Consider the following 16,808-nt stretch of genomic DNA (forward strand, 5'->3'; position numbering starts at 1 on the left):
AGAGCAGGTAGATATTATTTGCTCTTTTTTAATTTTTAAATTTTCTATTATGGATGAAGACCAAGCACAAACTATGATTGATTTACTAGTTGAAATTAGTAATAAACTTACTGAGATATCAGGTAAGTTAGCATCGAATTATGAAGCGAGTAATGTAGTAGATAAATTAGATGATGTCGTTACAAAACTAGGCTATATAGATTCTAATACTTCTAGTTAATTTTAACTGACTGATAAATATCAGCTTCTACTTTTCTGAGAATCTCTTTAGCCTCTTTTAAAGTTAATCCTTTTAAAAGAGTAATGATTTCTTTTGCTTTAATTTCTGTTTGATTTTCCATGATGTTATATAAATAAAAAATCCACTCAAATAAGTGGATTAGATTAGTAATTTGTTTTTAAAAAATTCGGTGTAAAGTGGGTATACTTACCTAAATTAATTATTTATGACTGACTTATTTATTAATAAAAATAAATTAAAACTCTTAAAGAGTTTTGGGTTTTTAGGCCTGATGTTTTTGTTTTCTATAACAGCAAAAGCGCAAACAACAGTTACTGGAGTTGTATCTGATGTAAACGGACCAATACCGGGAGCGAATGTAAATGTTAAAGGCACAAAAACAGGTGTTGTTACAGGGTTTGATGGAAATTATACAGTAACCAATGTTCCTTCAAATGGAATACTTGTAATTAGTTTTTTAGGCTTAAAAACTAAAGAAGTACCTGTTGATGGTAAAAGCAAAATAGATGTGATGCTTGAGGAAAATTCAAATGCATTGCAGGAAGTAGTGGTGATAGGGTACGGAGCGCAGCGTAAAGAAGCAGTTACGGGGTCTGTAGTATCTATAAAAGGAGATGCTTTGCGAGAGGTACCCTCTGCGAATGTTACACAAGCCCTTCAGGGACGTTTGGCAGGAGTTCAGATGACACAAACTTCAACAAAACCCGGTGCTACGATGCAAGTACGTATTCGTGGCACCAGATCTTTAACAGCAGAAAATGATCCGCTCGTGGTTCTGGATGGTATACCTTTTTCCGGAACATTGGCAGACATAAGTCCTGACGATATAAAAAGCATTGATATTTTAAAAGATGCATCGGCTACTGCTATTTATGGTTCAAGAGGTGCTAACGGAGTCATATTAGTTACTAGTAATAAAGGAACAAAAGGACAGAAAGCACAGATTACTTATAATACTTATACAGGTTATAAAACAGCAGTTAAATATCCTATGATGGAAGGTCCTAAATATGTTGAGTTTCGAAAACTCGCAGGAAAAAATTTAGTAAATGGTGTTGATGAAGCAGATAATGTAAATACGGACTGGCAGGATTTATTTTACAGAACTGCTATTGTAACCAGTCACGATATTGCGGTTACAGCCGGAAGTGAAAAAGTGAATTATAATTTTGGCGCTAATTATTATAAAGATGAAGCAGTTATTCCGGGATCTGAATATAATCGTTATTCTGTTCGTGCCGGTTTAGACCAGGAACTTGGGCTATTTCGTATTGGTTTTTCATCAAATAATAATTACAGTATAACAGATGGGGCCAGTTTAGGAATGTATGGGGTTCTTAGCATGTCACCAATAGCAAATCCTTACAATCCGGATGGCTCATTAAAAAGAACGGTAAGAATGCCTCAGGACGAAAACTGGGTTTACACCAGAACGAGTATGAAAAATCTTGGTGATAAATGGATTGATAGAAATAAAGTTTTCGGGACTTATAATTCTGCTTATGCCGAGTTAAAAATTCCGGCAATTGACGGATTAAAAGTCAGACTCAATATTGGAGGTAATTTACGTACAAGCAATACAGGCAGTTATACGGGAATTGGTGTTTTTAATTCAAATGTAAATAATCCTAATGTAGCTTCTATAGGCAATGCCCTTACTACAAGCTGGACTATAGAAAGTTTGTTAAACTACGATCATACATTTGCTCAAAAGCATAAGGTTAGTGCACTGGCAATGTATTCTGCTGAGCAGACATCTTACAACAGTTCATCGATTTCAAGAAAAAATATTGCAGGTGATGGTTTTCAGTATTTTAATCTGGGGCAGACATCAACAGGAGATAATAACGATATTACGATCGATGGAAACAATCAAAACTATACACAAAGCGGTCTTGTATCTTATATGGTACGCGGAATGTATTCCTATGACGATCGCTATATGATAAGCGCAACTTACCGATCTGATGCATCATCCAGGCTGGCGCCTTCTAACCAATGGCATAGTTATCCTGCTGTGTCAGCAGGATGGAATATTCAGAGAGAATCGTTTATGAATACTGTTAATTGGCTTAATTCACTAAAATTACGTGCAGGCTACGGTCAGACTTCAAACCAGTCAGTTGCTCCTTATGCTACGTTGGGAAATTTAAGCACAAGACCCTATAATTTTGGAAATACAAATGCAACAGGATATTATGTTTCAACATTGCCTAATCCTGATTTGGGATGGGAATATTCAATAACAACAAATTTTGGACTTGACTTTTCAATTTTTAAAAACCGTCTGTCAGGTACAGTAGAATATTATACAACAGATACTAAAGATCTTCTGTTAAGTGTTAATTTACCGGTAACGTCCGGTGTAAGCAGTTACGTAGGAAACGTGGGTGCAACGCAAAATAAAGGCTGGGAACTTTCACTAAATGGAGTTATTTTAGATAATTACAATGGATGGACATGGGAAGCAGGAGCTAATATATATAGTAATAAAAATAAACTGGTTTCTTTGGCATCCGGAACAACAGAGGATAAAAATAACTGGTGGTTTGTAGGGAAGCCCCTTAATGTAATTTACGATTATAAGAAGGTTGGTATTTGGCAGACTGATGCAGAAGCTAAACAATATGAAGGACCGGCAGGAGCAGCTGGTATGATTAGAGTGGCCTACACTGGTGAATATAATGCTGACGGTACACCAACAAGATTAATTGGTGCTGATGACAGACAGGTTATGAATGCTGATCCTGACTTTCAGGGTGGATTTAATACCAGAGTTGCCTACAGAGGATTTGATTTGTCAATTGTCGGGATTTTTCAAAGTGGTGGTATTTTAAACAGTACACTTTATGGTTCAAACGGTTATCTTAATATTAATGACGGAAGAAGAGGACAGATCGATGTAGATTACTGGACTCCAACGAATACCGACGCACAATTTCCGCTTCCGGGAGGGCCAACAGAAAGCAATAATCCAAAATATGGTTCTACTTTAGGATATTTTGATGCTTCTTATGTAAAACTGAAAACGATTACTTTAGGTTATAATCTTAAAAAAGACTGGATAAAAACGGCTGGTATGGAAAGACTAAGACTTTACTGCACCATTCAGAATCCATGGGTTATATATTCTCCATATCATAAACTGTCAGGTTTGGATCCGGAAACCAATTCGTATGCCAATGATGGGGCAAATATGGCGGTGGCCTATTCCAGAAATTTAAGCAGGTTACTAACTGTAGGGTACAACACGCCGCAATCTCGTAATTTGATATTGGGTCTTAACATTACATTCTAAAATTAAATAAAGATGAAAAAATATATAAAAATAAAAACATGTATAAGTGCAGCAATACTTTTATTGGTACTTTTTGGCTGTACAAATGATATATTGGATGAAAAACCACGTGCTATTTTTACACCGGATTATTTTTCAACTCCAGAAGGTGTAATGGGAGGGATAACTTCTATGTATGGTCACTTGCGTTATATGTATGGCAATGGATATTTTTTAAATGTAGGACAAATTGCTACTGATGAATCAACATGGGGACAGAATTCAGATGGGAATATTAAAAATCTGGATTATTCCGGAGTTGGAATTATAAATCCTGCAACAAGTAATACCGGTGCAGTTTGGAACAATGCATTTCCAAACATTAATACAGCCAGTGGAGTTATTGAAAACGGAACCGCTATTGGAATTATTTCACCGGCACTTATTGCCGAAGCCAGATTTTTTCGTGCTTTTGATTATTTTTTATTAGTGCAGACCTATGGAGGCGTGCCGCTTGATTTGGGAGCAGGCGAACTAAAATTCAATTCTTCTACATCCCGATATTCGGTTCGTAATACTGTGCCAGAAGTGTATAGTAAAGCTATTTTTCCGGATCTTATCAAAGCGGTTGCCGATTTACCTGTAGCTGGTCGTGTTACAGGTGGGCTGACCAAAACGACTGCAAGACTTTTTTTGGCAAAAGCATATCTTACTTTTGGATGGTGGCTTCAAAATCCTAAAAATATCCCTACTTATCCTGCAGCAGATCGAAAAGATCTTGATGGACACGATGCTGCATGGTATTTTCAACAGGCATATGATGTAGCAGTAACAGCTATTAATGATCCGGGTGATTTTGGGTTACAGCCAACATTTTATGAGGTAAATGTGGCTACAAAAGACCGTAATAAAGAAATGTTACTTTATGCAGATCATACACAATCCAGTGCAATTTATAATGGTGGGGATCTAAGTTACAGCGGAGGTGGTTTTAGTACAGATTATTTTGCAGGCTGGTTTGAACAATTTAACTATACAGGTGTTAGAAGTTCTACAAGTAAAACAATCTGGTTATCAGTAAGTTCTGTTCAGCGTGAAGCAGTACAATCGCTAGGACGCCCATGGACAATGTTGGCACCGCCTATTGAAGTATTTAAAAATACTTTTGCAGATAAAACAAATGATTCTCGTTATGATGGAACTTTTACAACATCATATAGAGGAAACTGGGCTAAGGCCGGAATCACCGCTGCAACTTTATACAATGCAAATTTTTTACCCATAGCCAATGGAGATCCGGTAGTAACGTTTCTGGATACAGATGTTTCAGGAGTTGATTATTCTAATGCTGTTTATAATAGTTCTATAGGAGCAGGAGTATTGCCAGGAAGAGCTGATTTCGTAATTGAACCTGGAGTTATTTCAAGAATATGTTATCCCGGAAACTGGAAATTGGGGCCATATCGTACAGATAACGGAACAGGATTGGGATCTCCTAACGGAAGTAGTACACGCCCTTTTCCTGTGGCTAAATTTTCTGAATTATATTTTATTGCGGCTGAAGCAGCTGTAAAAGGAGCAATTGTTCAGGGAGGTAAAACGGCTCGAGATTTAATCAATGTTATTCGTGCAAGAGCTGGTAAATGGAGTTTTAATAATAAAGCAAATGTAGCTCAGGTGCAGGACAATAGTGCTGCCCTCGTTGCTGCAACACCGGCAGTTATAGATATTAATTATATTTTAGCTGAACGTTCCCGTGAATATTTTGGTGAAGGTTACCGCTGGTACGATTTAACCCGCACACAAAATTGGATAGAGTACGGAAATTCATTTACCATAGCGGGGGCAACAAATCCGAATGACTGGAAAGATCACTCTGTAAAAATATTCACACGTACCATTACGGCAAAGGATTATCTGCGTCCAATACCAACTAGTCAATTGGATGGCATGGAAATGTCTGCCGATGAAAAAGTAAAATATCAGAATCCGGGTTATTAATAGAAAATGATAGAATTTCAAATTTGTTTTAGAAGATTATAAGTGTTTAGTGTTAGTTAGATAAAAGCCGGGAGTTTTCTTTCGGCTTTTTGATATTTATGCTAAAACGTTTCCTGGCAATTGATGTTTAAAGAATGTTTTTCTATCAATTGAATAGTTCAGAAGATAATTGTGTTAGAATAACTCGACCTGTTAAATTTAAGGAGTTTAGGATATAAAAATCGCTCAAAGTAGTTAAATAGGGGCAATATTAATAAATTATTAAATGAATAAAAGACAAATAATTTCAATTAAGGTTTATTATACTTTTGTAAGCATCTTCTTTAACGATTAAAATTACATTATGAGCTCTAATTTGATAGTAAGGTTACGAGAGGGAGATGATTCTTGCTTTAGAGAAATCTATGATTTATATCATTTTAAAGTATTTTGCTTTGTAAAAAAATATACTGCACAACTTGCAGACTCAGAAGATGTGACGCAAAATGTGTTTATTCATCTCTGGAAATACAGAACAAAATTAGACTCAAACACAGATTTAGAAGCAGTTTTATATAAAAGCTCGAAACAGGAAATTTCGAAATGGTATAAAAAACAAAACCGAATTTTTTCAGTTGAAAATGATCAGTTGATAAAAGAGTTAGACAGTGCGTCTGAATCTGATGATGATATCAGTTTAAAATTGGAAAAAATAGAATATCTGCTGAACAAAATTCCTGCAAAAAGGAGAAAAATATTCAATCTTCATAAATTTGAAGATCTCAGTTACAAAGAAATTGCATTAGAAATGGATATGTCACCAAGTGCGGTGGCAAATCAAATTTCTAAAACATTGCAATTTCTTAAAAAGAATTCAGTCAAAAACCATGAACTTTATTGGTTTGCTTTATTTCTTATAAATCAATCAGAAAATATTTTATAATTAAGCATCCTAAGTTGATTACTTAACCAGTAAACTTTCTCTTTGTTATAACTTTTAAAATGCTTTTTACTTTACATTGACTACATTAAATCGTCTCTTTTGTTAAGAAAACATTAATAGTAATGTCAGTCCGTGATATTTAAAACATTGGAAATCTAATGTAGTTGAATCGACAAGATTCGAATGTAAATTTCCAAATGCTAAATGCTAATAAATGAGATCCGGAAAACTAAGAGAAGAATGGAATGCCATACCAAATAGAGGGATTCTTCCTGGCGAAGTAAATGCCCGTATGTGGAATAATATACGGAAGAATACAATTGATAAATATAAAAAACTTTATAATTGGGCCGCCGTCGCTTGTGCTGTATTCATTATTTCTATTACAGGATATTATAATTTCAATCAGTTTCATTATGCTAAAAATCAAACTGCTTTCGTAAAAACATTTGAAAAGGATATTAGGCTTGTGATTTTACCTGACGGTACCCGTCTTTGGCTCAATGAGAATTCAGAAATTGAATATCCTTCTAAATTTTCAGGAAAATATCGAAATGTAACTTTAAGAGGAGAAGCTTTTTTTGAAGTAAAGCGCGATGTAGCACATCCTTTTATTATTAGTTCAGGAGCTATAAAGACTACAGTATTAGGAACTTCATTTAATATTAGGGCCTACAGTAACAGTCAACCCGAAGTAAACGTAAGAACAGGGAAGGTAAAAGTAGAGAGTGAGCAAAACAGTGTTTTACTTTTAAAAGGCGATAAAGCAATTTATGGCTCCGGAACAGCCGTACTTAGTAAGCAAAAAGCAAATGTTTTAGAACCGGCATATAAAAAAGTTCTAATATATGTAGATGACTTGACTCTCGAACAAGTTGTAGCCACCTTAAAACGGGATTATGATTTTAACGTAAATTATGTAGACGAAAATTTAAAGAATCTTAAAATGCAGGGAACTCTCGATACCCGACAAGGTTTTTACGAAACACTTCAAACCATTTCGTTTGCATTAGAAATTAAAATTAAACCTACCGGAAATAATACTTATTTAATTAGTCAATAATTAGCTAAACATATCATTATCTACATATCTCTCAGCTTAATATATTTTGAGCTGATGATAAAGTATTAAAATGACCGAAATGAATTAACCCTAAATAGCATATTAAAATTAAATATAATAACTAATAATTATCAATTATGAACAATGATTTTTCCAGGCAATTTGCCATTTGGATTTTGTTTTTCGGTTTCCTGTTGGGAACACAAATTATTTATTCACAAACCGGAACAGTATCGGTTGATTTTAAAAATGCGTCGCCTCAAAAAATTATAGATAATTTAAAATCTCAGACTCCGTATCAATTTGTTTATCAAAAAGATCTGGATCTTAGTTTACCTCTTGTTACCTTAAAAAAAGAAAATGTTTCTATTGATGAAATTTTGACGGATCTGGAAAATCTGACAAGCCTAAATTTTAGAAGAAATGCAAATAACATAGCCGTAAATAGTAAAGATACAGACAAAAAAAAAAAGAAAGGAAAAATAACCGGTAAAGTAGTGGATGTTAACGGACTGTCACTGCCGGGTGTAAATATAAAAGTTGCAGGACTAAATTATGGAGTGCAATCTGATATTGATGGTCATTATGTTTTAGAACTGGAACCGGGCGAATATTCCGTTGAGTTAAGTGCTATTTCGTTTCAGACCCAAAAAATTACGGGCATAAAAGTATTTGAAGAGCAGGAAACGCCTTTAGTGGTATCATTAAAAGAAGATGCTCAATCATTAAAAGAAGTTGTAATTGTTCAGGATTATAAAAAAGCTACAGCCTCTGTTGAAGGAATGCTGCTGCAGCAAAAAAAGGCAGCACAGTTTTCTGATGGTATCTCGGCAGAGCAGATTGCCAGAACACCGGACAGGGATGTAGCGAGTTCACTAAAACGCATCACGGGTGTTACTACAATTGGGGATAAATATGTAGTAGTGCGTTCTATGGGCGAACGATGGAATCAGGCTGTCATGGATGGTATTGTATTACCAAGTACAGATGCCTACCAGCAAAATTTTTCTTTTGATATAATCCCTACTTCAATTGTAGAGAGTATTGTAGTGAGCAAATCAGCAACTCCGGATATGTACGCCAATTTTGCAGGCGGTTATGTAGAGATAAAAACAAAGGATATTCCTAAAGAAAATTTTACCAATTTCTCTATAAGCACTTCTTACAACAGCCGAAGCACCTTTAAAGAACGATTAACAAAACAGGAAGGCGATTACGACTATTTGGGTTTTGATGACGGACGACGTGATTTTCCTAATAAATTTAATCTTTATGATCTTCCGAAAAGTGAGGAGGCTTCTGGTGAATTTTTTGAGAATTCAAAGCAATTCAATCATGATAATTTTACCACTTATAAAACGTATGCGGCTCCGGGTACCACACTTCAATTTGGTATAGGGCGGGTTTACAAATTAAAAGAAAATAACAAATGGGGATTTACAGGATCTTTTATATTTAAGAATACACAGGAAAAACTGGATATCGAGCATACCCAGAGAGGTAGTTATAAAATTAATTCGGAGTTTTTAGCCGAAAACGATGCTAATACATACTCTACTTTTACAAAATATGGCTTTAAGAATTCAGGGGCCAATTATAATTATACCTCCACATTGGGCGGTATGTTTAATGCGGCAATTCAGTTAGACAACCATAAAATTACAAGCCGCAATACGATAATGCATATATATAACAATCAATTAACCCAGATTACAGGCTGGACTCAGGGTAATAGCATTGAAAATATATTAAATGGTAGTGAACTTGCCGGGACATCAGAAACCAATTATCCGGTTTATACCACTTTTATCCAGAATAAAATTGAAGGAAATCACAAATTTGAAAAACTCGAAATCAATTGGTATGGTGCGTATGGAAATGTTACAAAAGATACCAAAGATGCAACATTTTTAAGCTCAGCAAAGAGAAAGGTTGGCGATGATGAGCTGGTTGTTTACACAGTTTATAATTCTGATGATTTAATTAAAAGAAGCAATTTTACGAATGATGAAGTGAATTATAATTGCGACATTAATTTTAAATACTCCTTTAATTTTAGTGATGCGTTTACAAACGATATCAAAACAGGTTATTTCGGGACTTATAAAAAAGCTACTAATCAACAGAATTCGGCCCTTTTAGCAGTCGTTGGGCAGGGGACAGACAGAGTAGATATTTATGGCTCTTTGGCCAAATATTTAGACGGCTCAAATTATTATTATGGAGGTTTTGGCTGGACCTCTTTTGGTAAATATGGGAATCGGTATGTTGGGGATATAAAAGTACATTCGCCATTTTTAATGCTGGACAATAAAATGGGACGGTTTTTAAGATTTGTGTGGGGGGGCAGAGCAGAAAGCTATATATACACACAAATTGAGAGTCAGTCTATATCTGCCGGTGATTTTAATAAGGAACAAAAAGATGAAAAAATATGGCAATTTTTACCCTCAGCCAGCTTAATCATTAGCCCTGTCAATAAAATGAATATACGATTAGGATATAATAGGTCTGTTTTGAGGCCTCAATTTTCAGAACGTTTGGCAATGCCGTATTATGACCCAATTCGTTCTTCTTTTATATATAACAATACAGGTGGATTGGTTTCGAGTGTAGCCAATAACTATGATTTTAAAATGGAATGGTTTCCTTCGGGTGGTGAAATTTTGTCCTTTGGAGTATATCATAAAAACATAGACAATCCGATTGAAAGTGTTAGTGCCTTGAATACTTCGGGTGTAAGGGAAATTTTCAATATGAATTCTCACAATGCAAAACTTTGGGGTCTTGAATTAGAATTTTACAAAAGCCTTTCTTTTTTAGGGGAAGGAGAAACCCTAAAAGACCTGTTTTTATACGGAAACGCAACCGTAAATGCAACAAAGGTAATATCCTATAAAAATTTAGACGGAACAGGAGGTACTTATGAGGCAAATAGACCTTTGTATGGTCAGTCGCCCTACAGCTACAACATAGGCTTAGATTATGTTGGGGAACGATTAGGCTTTAGCCTTAGGTACAATGCAGTAGGAGATCAATACCTGCTGGTAGGATATGATTATGACGCCGAGGAAATTCGTAAACCCTATGCTATAACTGATGCTCAAATAAGCTACAAATTTTTTAAGGAAAGAAATCTGGAGTTAAAATGCAGCCTGAAAAATTTGTTTGATTCTGGTATAGAAACTTACAATAATACCAACAGTTACAGTAAAATAAATGATAACGCTGCTTCCGGAACTATTCCGCCAAGGGAGAAAAGAAGTCTGGGAGCCGAAGCAACAGATAAATACGATGAAAACATGGATCAGGAAATGTTTAAAGCTAAAAATGGCAGGACTATAAGCTTATCGGTTAACTATTCATTTTAAGCAAATGTAAAGATGCTGTACATTTTAAATCAGGCAGATTAAGAAACCGTTAACAATAAAAAAAGCGATGATATTTTAAATTTTGAAAAGCTAATGTATATAGTTATAAGTATTGGATTTCTTTTTGCTTAGTGCATGAAGCAAAAAATAAAAAAAATACTTTAATAATGTTCTTTAATAATTTCTTCAAAAGAATAAGAGTACTTGTTTTAATGAAAAAAATAAAAAAGATGGAAAGCAAACCTTTCACTGCGTTAAAAAAATCCTATGAGTGAAAGAAGGAAAAGTAGGTATAAACCCTGATGGTAAAGCAGGAATTGTTTATTAGAAGATTTTACCAAAAAAAGAGAAAGACCTAAGGAAAGATATTTTGCTGCTCTCTCCAAAGGCCTAATGTATTAGCGGCAAATATAGCAATAATTAAATTATTATGAAAAAATTATTTATGTTCGCAATGGTAGCTCTGGTTATGGGTTCTTGCCAAAATGATGATGCGTCATCTACGGATTCTTCTTTTTCAATGAAAGCATCCGGTGCTGATTATTCGGGATATCCTGCAACAGTTGAAACTGTAAGTGGTGATATTACAACAAACACTACCTGGACAAGCAACAAAGTTTGGGAGATTGATGGTGTAGTACGTGTAAAATCTGGTGCTACATTAACAATCGAAGCAGGTACTTTTATTAAAGCAAAACCATTAGCTGCCGGAGTTGCTACAGGAGTCCTTGTTATTACTAAAACAGGTAAAATCGATGCTCAGGGTACAGTAAATGCACCGGTTATTTTTACAAGTTATAATTTATTAGATGGCAATGTTAATACCGTTGCTGCTCCTGGCGATTTTGGAGGTGTTGTTATTTTAGGGGATGACCCGGTAAACAATGGTCTTGCTACTAATATTGTTGAAGGATTAGGTGATCAGCCTAATGTGTCTGATTTCTATTACGGAGGGACTAGTAATACCCACAATGCCGGGGCATTACATTATGTTCGTATCGAATTTGCTGGACGTGTTTTATCTAATGATGTCGAAATAAACGGTTTAACTTTTGGTGGAGTTGGTGCACTTACAGTTGTGGATCATATTCAGGTATCGTACGGTAAGGATGATTCTTTTGAGTTTTTTGGAGGAAGAGTAAATGCTACTCATTTAGTTTCCTTTGCAGCTGACGATGATAACTTTGATTTTGATCTTGGTTATACAGGAACAATTACAAAAGCGATCGCAATTGCCAACAGCAGTTCAACGCATAGTACAAGTGGTACTCCTGCAGTTCCGGATTCTAATGGTATTGAATTAGATAATAATCCTGGAGGAACTACTACCACAATTATCACACGTCCGGTTCTTAATCAATTATCTATCATTGGGGTAAGCTCTACTACAGCAGCAGATGTATACGAAAATGCCATACATGTACGCAGATTAGGACAAATTAGCCTTATAGATGCAACGGTTACAGGTTACAACTCTGGTATCAGATGGGATAGCCCATCTTTACCAGGTGGTTCATCATGGACTAGAATTTCTATTCATGGTTTTGATAATCCTGTATTGCCTGCAGGTACTTCAATTGCTGGATTAGGAAACAGTACATCAACTGCAAACCCTGCTACTGCATGGGGTCTTACTCAGCCATTTTTTAATAATGGTACCTTAAATTTTACAGGATCAACAGGTGCATTTAAAACTGAGGCTAACTGGACTAATACCTGGACTAAGTTTACTAATTTTTAATAATTGGTTAATTAATTAAATATTTTAATTCAGCATGGGCAGAATTTCTGCCCATGTTTTAAAAATAAAAAAATGAAAAAAATAATACTTTTAGGCATGTTTACTATAATTTCTGCAATTTCATCGGCACAGGTAACGGTATGGGAAGATGATTTTAATGATGCAGATATATCCGACTGGACATTATTGGACAGGGATGAGGATGGAATAAAGTGGATAGCCAGACAAAATGTAAATCTGGATGAAAGTGGCAGTACAGTTGTAGATGGAGATTTTAGTATTTTAGGAAATTACGTAACAGATCTAAATACACTTGAAACAATTAGTCGTTTTGTGGAGAACTGGGCTATTACACCTGTTGTTAATTTATCTCAGCATGCAGGAAAAAAAGTAGAGCTTGTTTTAAATGCACAAACCATGATTTATGATTCCAATCAAAATGTATTGGTGTATGGATCTACTTCGACAGATCCGGATACATTTACACTTTTAGGTACAGTCACTTTATTAAGACAAACGGTGGATGAAGAAGAATTTCAGGATTACACGGTAGATATTTCTCAATTTGCAGGAGAGGCAACAGTTTATATCGCAATAGCAAATGAACCAGCTGAAAATTCTAATTTTTTTGGATTAGAAATAGATAAAGTTACCATAACAGCCGGAGGAAACTTAGGTATTGAAGATCAAATAGTGGATAAAAATGCTTCGTTCCTGAAACAAAATCCTGTAGCAGAAAATTTAGAATTGCAATTAGGCGATCAATATGAGGCAGGCACCACTTCTGTACAAATTTATAATGCAGGAGGAACTTTGGCAAAGCAAACAGTTTATAATAACGAAAACATTACTGTAGGCGATTTATCGCAGGGATTATACTTTCTAGTTTTAAAAAACGGCACAAGGTCACAAACAATAAAATTTATTAAAAAATAAAATAGGCAGTACTTTATTGAGTATAAGCTGCCATAATTAAAATTCATGATATGAAATATAGCATTGCAAGAGTATTTTTCTTTCCCCTTATACTGGCGGTTTTAGGAGCCTGTGCAAATGACGAACTGACTCCTTATTATGACCAAAGAACACAAGAGCCTGGTAAAGTTTCTATACACGGATATAACGCATTAAACGATTCTATTCAGATTGCCGTAAATGGTAAGTTTGTTGAAATTGGTAAAGAAAAAAATAATACCGCTTTTGTAAAAAAAATAGAAAAAGATTATGAGTTTGTTTTTTACGAAAACGAAATAAAAAAGTTTGTAATTACTAATAAAAAAACAAAACAGATAATAGCAACCTATCAATTTACGACAGAGGAACCAAGCAGTTCTCTGTATTTCTATGCCAAGGATGATGTATGGTTAGATGGTATTTCAAATATAAAACCGGGTACTTTAAGCCAGTCAGGTTATACAGGATTTAAATTTGTTTTTCCATCCATTAATAAATATTCTGCCAGTGGTTATACAGGTTTCCTGGATGGTATGATCACAAAAAACAATGGACAGTTATTAGGTATTGTAGAGAATATCAATAAAAATAGCCCAAGCACATTTATTGAATTCCCATATAGCACTCCTACAGGTATAAAAATGGAGCTCGTTAAGCATGGTACCACAGAATCTTACATCCCTGGCAAAAAAGTGATTGTATCGCTGACTATGACAAATAATAAATCCAAATATATTGTTCTAGAAGAGAAGCAAGATGTAGACGGTGCATTCTCCGGTGTAGAAGGGGTGATTAATTTAGCGGACTATTTTAGTTTTTAATTAGCGACCGGATTTACTGAATCGGATATTGCTTTGTAACAACACTTTAAAATGAAATACTCATCTCATATTCGAATACTTGCTTTTCTTTTCCTGATCCTTTCCATTCTTTCCTGCCAGAGTGATGATAGCCCAGTTTCATACGAAAAGGGAAGTAATCAATACACAAATATTTGGATTCACGAACAAATGAAAAAATATTATTACTGGAATGAAGATTTGCCTGTTTTAACCAATTTATCATTAGGTCCAAAAGAATATTTTCAAAAGCTTTTAAAGACTGATGATGTGTATTCATATGCTTTACACCCGGAACTGCCAGAAACTGTACCACAAAGTTTAAGACAGAAATTTGGATTCGATGTTTCGTTTATGCAATATGAAGGCAGGGTTTATGGGGTAATTTTATATACATTATATGATTCTCCAGCCAAAAATAACGGATTATTTAGAGGTCAGTTGATAACTAAGGTTGATGATGTAGAATTGAATTTAAGTAATTACGACAATATTTACAAAAGTATGAGAGGAGCAGGGCAACTAAATTTACAAATTGTTTCATATTCAGCTCAATCCGGTTTTTCTAAAGCAAAACAAGTTTCTTTATTACAGGGTTTTTCTTTTTCTCAGCCTGTTTTTCATCAGGTAATTACAGAGAATAAAATTAAGATTGGCTACGTAGAAATTCCACATTTTGATGTGGGTCAGGCAAACCTTTTTAGTCAGATTTTTCAGGAATTAAAAAATCAGCAAATAAAAGAACTGGTTTTAGATTTACGTTACAATGGAGGAGGAGATATTTCTTCTGCTACGGCATTAAGTATAATTTTGGCTCCAAATATAAAATCGGGTGATCTTTTTATTCAGTTTGAAGGTAATGAAAATGGCGGTATAGTAAAACAGTCTTTTCAACAGTCTTTGGAAAGTAATGAATCCAGTGTAAGTTTTGATGCTCTTAGAAATGTACACCCAAATATTCAGAAATTATATGTTTTATGCAGTAAACGAACTGCATCTGCCTCAGAAATTATTATCAATAACCTAAAACCTTTTATGGAGGTAATCACAATAGGAGAGAAGACAGTTGGCAAAGATGTGGCGGGGTTTCCTATTGAAGATGACAGACTATTAGGTAAAAGAGGCTGGATTTTATATCCTTCTATCTATAAATTATTCAATTCAAGACATGAAGGGGATTATTCTAAAGGTATAAATCCTTTAGTTAATAGAGATGAACTTCAGAATCCTGAAATTTTTCCCTTGGGAAATCATTCTGAAGTTTTATTAAAAACAGCAATAAATACAATGTCAGAAAATACTGAAAAAGTAAAAAATACGGTCTCAAAATCGTTACCGTTATCTAAAAATTACACGGATGTCGATCCGTTATTAGTTACTCCATAAAAAATATTTTTTTTAGAATATCAGAATATATGTTATGCAGGGAATAAACTCAAAAGAGCATCGAATTTTATTGGCAGCATTTCACAAATTTGAATATATGTCAAAAATGGCAGCCGAAAAGATTGAACAGGAAGAAGATGCAGAAACGCGAAAAGCAATGAAAGAACTGGATGCATTATATGATAGATTTCAGGTATTATTTGCCGAATTGGAAAAATGTACCAGAGATTATGAGATCAAAAAAAAATCTGTACGCAGTATGATTAGCAGAAGTATTCGAAAATTAATACAGCAGTGCAAAAGTGACAATGGTATTGTATTATGACCTTTAAAATAAATCACCCCTTCCTGTTGATCTTCCTAAAAGTAAGGTTAATTCTCGGCAGTACCTCTCTTGCAGTTTTAGGGACCTGATGCTGCCAGAAACTGTTTGTATTTCCGGCCATAAGTAAAAAAGAGCCATGATGAAGAGGAATCTCTAATTGTGGGATTTCCTTTCTGAATTTATGACGAAGTCTGAACATTCTGGTTTCCCCAAAAGTGACCGAGGCAATATTCATGTTTTTATTACTGCTTACAGTTTTGTCACTATGCCATCCAACTCCGTCTTTCCCATTTCTGTATAGATTAAGTAATACGGCATTAAATTGTATTTGAGTTTCATTTTCAACACGCTGACGAATGGTTTGTAGTTCTAATGGCCAGTATGGATTGGGGTGGTATTCGTCTAAATCATCATCTCTGTACCATGAAACCATTCGGGGGGCGGTAACTATTTTATCGTACATCGGCATATCATATTCATGCCATTGGGTTTCGTTCAGTAGTTTATCATAATAGTAATCTGATTCTTGTTTCGGGAAAAAATTGTCGATTAACAGTAAGTCAGCATCAGGAACGTCAAATACCTTTTTCCCTCCTGTACCGGTCGAAAATAATTCAGTATCATTAAATAGTCTCATTTTCTTTGTTTTTGAGAGAAACAAAATTAGTTCAGATAATAACAATTTTTA

Annotated in this window: 13 protein-coding genes; 11 read left to right on the forward strand and 2 right to left on the reverse strand. The window is 34.7% G+C overall.

Annotated elements, in window-relative coordinates; translation table 11 throughout:
- Positions 1 to 49: 49 nt before the first annotated feature.
- The gene (locus JE46_RS24160; protein ID WP_157505974.1) at positions 50 to 220 is read left to right on the forward strand and encodes a hypothetical protein; all 171 of its coding nucleotides are present in this window, start codon (positions 50 to 52) and stop codon (positions 218 to 220) included.
- Here JE46_RS24160 and JE46_RS24645 read toward each other — a convergent pair.
- Positions 213 to 341, reverse strand: coding sequence for a hypothetical protein (locus JE46_RS24645; RefSeq protein ID WP_262494113.1), 129 nt, complete (start codon positions 339 to 341; stop codon positions 213 to 215). The genes JE46_RS24160 and JE46_RS24645 overlap by 8 nt on opposite strands.
- Before the next feature lie 105 nt (positions 342 to 446).
- Here JE46_RS24645 and JE46_RS21815 point away from each other — a divergent pair, with 105 nt between their 5' ends.
- The 10 genes from JE46_RS21815 (at position 447) to JE46_RS21860 (ending at position 16,120) form a co-directional block, all read left to right on the forward strand.
- Positions 447 to 3,539 (forward strand): SusC/RagA family TonB-linked outer membrane protein, encoded by a 3,093-nt coding sequence (locus JE46_RS21815; RefSeq protein WP_031457414.1) that lies wholly within the window; start codon positions 447 to 449, stop codon positions 3,537 to 3,539.
- Between the two features lie 12 nt (positions 3,540 to 3,551).
- On the forward strand, positions 3,552 to 5,519 hold the full coding sequence (locus tag JE46_RS21820) for a RagB/SusD family nutrient uptake outer membrane protein (protein ID WP_031457415.1): 1,968 nt from the start codon (positions 3,552 to 3,554) through the stop codon (positions 5,517 to 5,519).
- Between the two features lie 343 nt (positions 5,520 to 5,862).
- Positions 5,863 to 6,441, forward strand: a complete 579-nt coding sequence (locus JE46_RS21825; RefSeq protein ID WP_031457416.1) for an RNA polymerase sigma factor — start codon at positions 5,863 to 5,865, stop codon at positions 6,439 to 6,441.
- A gap of 214 nt (positions 6,442 to 6,655) precedes the next feature.
- Positions 6,656 to 7,504: a FecR family protein gene (locus JE46_RS21830; protein WP_031457417.1), complete on the forward strand. Its 849-nt coding sequence runs from the start codon at positions 6,656 to 6,658 to the stop codon at positions 7,502 to 7,504.
- Between the two features lie 137 nt (positions 7,505 to 7,641).
- Positions 7,642 to 10,875 carry a TonB-dependent receptor gene (locus JE46_RS21835; RefSeq protein WP_031457418.1) on the forward strand — a complete coding sequence of 1,078 codons (3,234 nt, stop codon included), beginning with the start codon at positions 7,642 to 7,644 and terminating at the stop codon, positions 10,873 to 10,875.
- Positions 10,876 to 11,305: 430 nt separating this feature from the next.
- Positions 11,306 to 12,616 carry a hypothetical protein gene (locus JE46_RS21840; RefSeq protein ID WP_031457419.1) on the forward strand — a complete coding sequence of 437 codons (1,311 nt, stop codon included), beginning with the start codon at positions 11,306 to 11,308 and terminating at the stop codon, positions 12,614 to 12,616.
- 72 nt (positions 12,617 to 12,688) lie between these two features.
- Entirely contained in the window at positions 12,689 to 13,552 is an 864-nt protein-coding gene (locus JE46_RS21845; protein ID WP_031457420.1) for a T9SS-dependent choice-of-anchor J family protein, read from the forward strand.
- A gap of 50 nt (positions 13,553 to 13,602) precedes the next feature.
- Complete coding sequence (locus JE46_RS21850) at positions 13,603 to 14,391, forward strand: hypothetical protein (RefSeq protein ID WP_236010779.1); 789 nt, start codon at positions 13,603 to 13,605, stop codon at positions 14,389 to 14,391.
- A 51-nt stretch (positions 14,392 to 14,442) separates the two neighbouring features.
- Positions 14,443 to 15,795: a S41 family peptidase gene (locus JE46_RS21855; RefSeq protein ID WP_031457422.1), complete on the forward strand. Its 1,353-nt coding sequence runs from the start codon at positions 14,443 to 14,445 to the stop codon at positions 15,793 to 15,795.
- Between the two features lie 34 nt (positions 15,796 to 15,829).
- Positions 15,830 to 16,120 (forward strand): hypothetical protein, encoded by a 291-nt coding sequence (locus tag JE46_RS21860; RefSeq protein WP_051872979.1) that lies wholly within the window; start codon positions 15,830 to 15,832, stop codon positions 16,118 to 16,120.
- A gap of 13 nt (positions 16,121 to 16,133) precedes the next feature.
- Here JE46_RS21860 and JE46_RS21865 read toward each other — a convergent pair whose 3' ends face one another.
- Entirely contained in the window at positions 16,134 to 16,757 is a 624-nt protein-coding gene (locus tag JE46_RS21865; RefSeq protein WP_031457424.1) for an alpha-ketoglutarate-dependent dioxygenase AlkB family protein, read from the reverse strand.
- Between the last annotated feature and the right edge of the window lie 51 nt (positions 16,758 to 16,808).

The sequence above is a fragment of the Flavobacterium chungangense LMG 26729 genome (assembly GCF_000735715.2).
Classification (GTDB): Bacteria; Bacteroidota; Bacteroidia; order Flavobacteriales; family Flavobacteriaceae; genus Flavobacterium; species Flavobacterium chungangense.

Bases quoted from the DNA above. Each gene is read 5' to 3' on its own strand.
- JE46_RS21855 (WP_031457422.1), top strand. From the start codon at position 14,443: ATGAAATACTCATCTCATATTCGAATACTTGCTTTTCTTTTCCTGATC.
- JE46_RS24645 (WP_262494113.1), bottom strand. From the start codon at position 341: ATGGAAAATCAAACAGAAATTAAAGCAAAAGAAATCATTACTCTTTTA.
- JE46_RS21815 (WP_031457414.1), top strand. From the start codon at position 447: ATGACTGACTTATTTATTAATAAAAATAAATTAAAACTCTTAAAGAGT.
- JE46_RS21820 (WP_031457415.1), top strand. From the start codon at position 3,552: ATGAAAAAATATATAAAAATAAAAACATGTATAAGTGCAGCAATACTT.
- JE46_RS21865 (WP_031457424.1), bottom strand. From the start codon at position 16,757: ATGAGACTATTTAATGATACTGAATTATTTTCGACCGGTACAGGAGGG.
- JE46_RS21840 (WP_031457419.1), top strand. From the start codon at position 11,306: ATGAAAAAATTATTTATGTTCGCAATGGTAGCTCTGGTTATGGGTTCT.
- JE46_RS21835 (WP_031457418.1), top strand. From the start codon at position 7,642: ATGAACAATGATTTTTCCAGGCAATTTGCCATTTGGATTTTGTTTTTC.
- JE46_RS21825 (WP_031457416.1), top strand. From the start codon at position 5,863: ATGAGCTCTAATTTGATAGTAAGGTTACGAGAGGGAGATGATTCTTGC.
- JE46_RS21850 (WP_236010779.1), top strand. From the start codon at position 13,603: ATGAAATATAGCATTGCAAGAGTATTTTTCTTTCCCCTTATACTGGCG.
- JE46_RS21860 (WP_051872979.1), top strand. From the start codon at position 15,830: ATGCAGGGAATAAACTCAAAAGAGCATCGAATTTTATTGGCAGCATTT.
- JE46_RS24160 (WP_157505974.1), top strand. From the start codon at position 50: ATGGATGAAGACCAAGCACAAACTATGATTGATTTACTAGTTGAAATT.
- JE46_RS21845 (WP_031457420.1), top strand. From the start codon at position 12,689: ATGAAAAAAATAATACTTTTAGGCATGTTTACTATAATTTCTGCAATT.
- JE46_RS21830 (WP_031457417.1), top strand. From the start codon at position 6,656: ATGAGATCCGGAAAACTAAGAGAAGAATGGAATGCCATACCAAATAGA.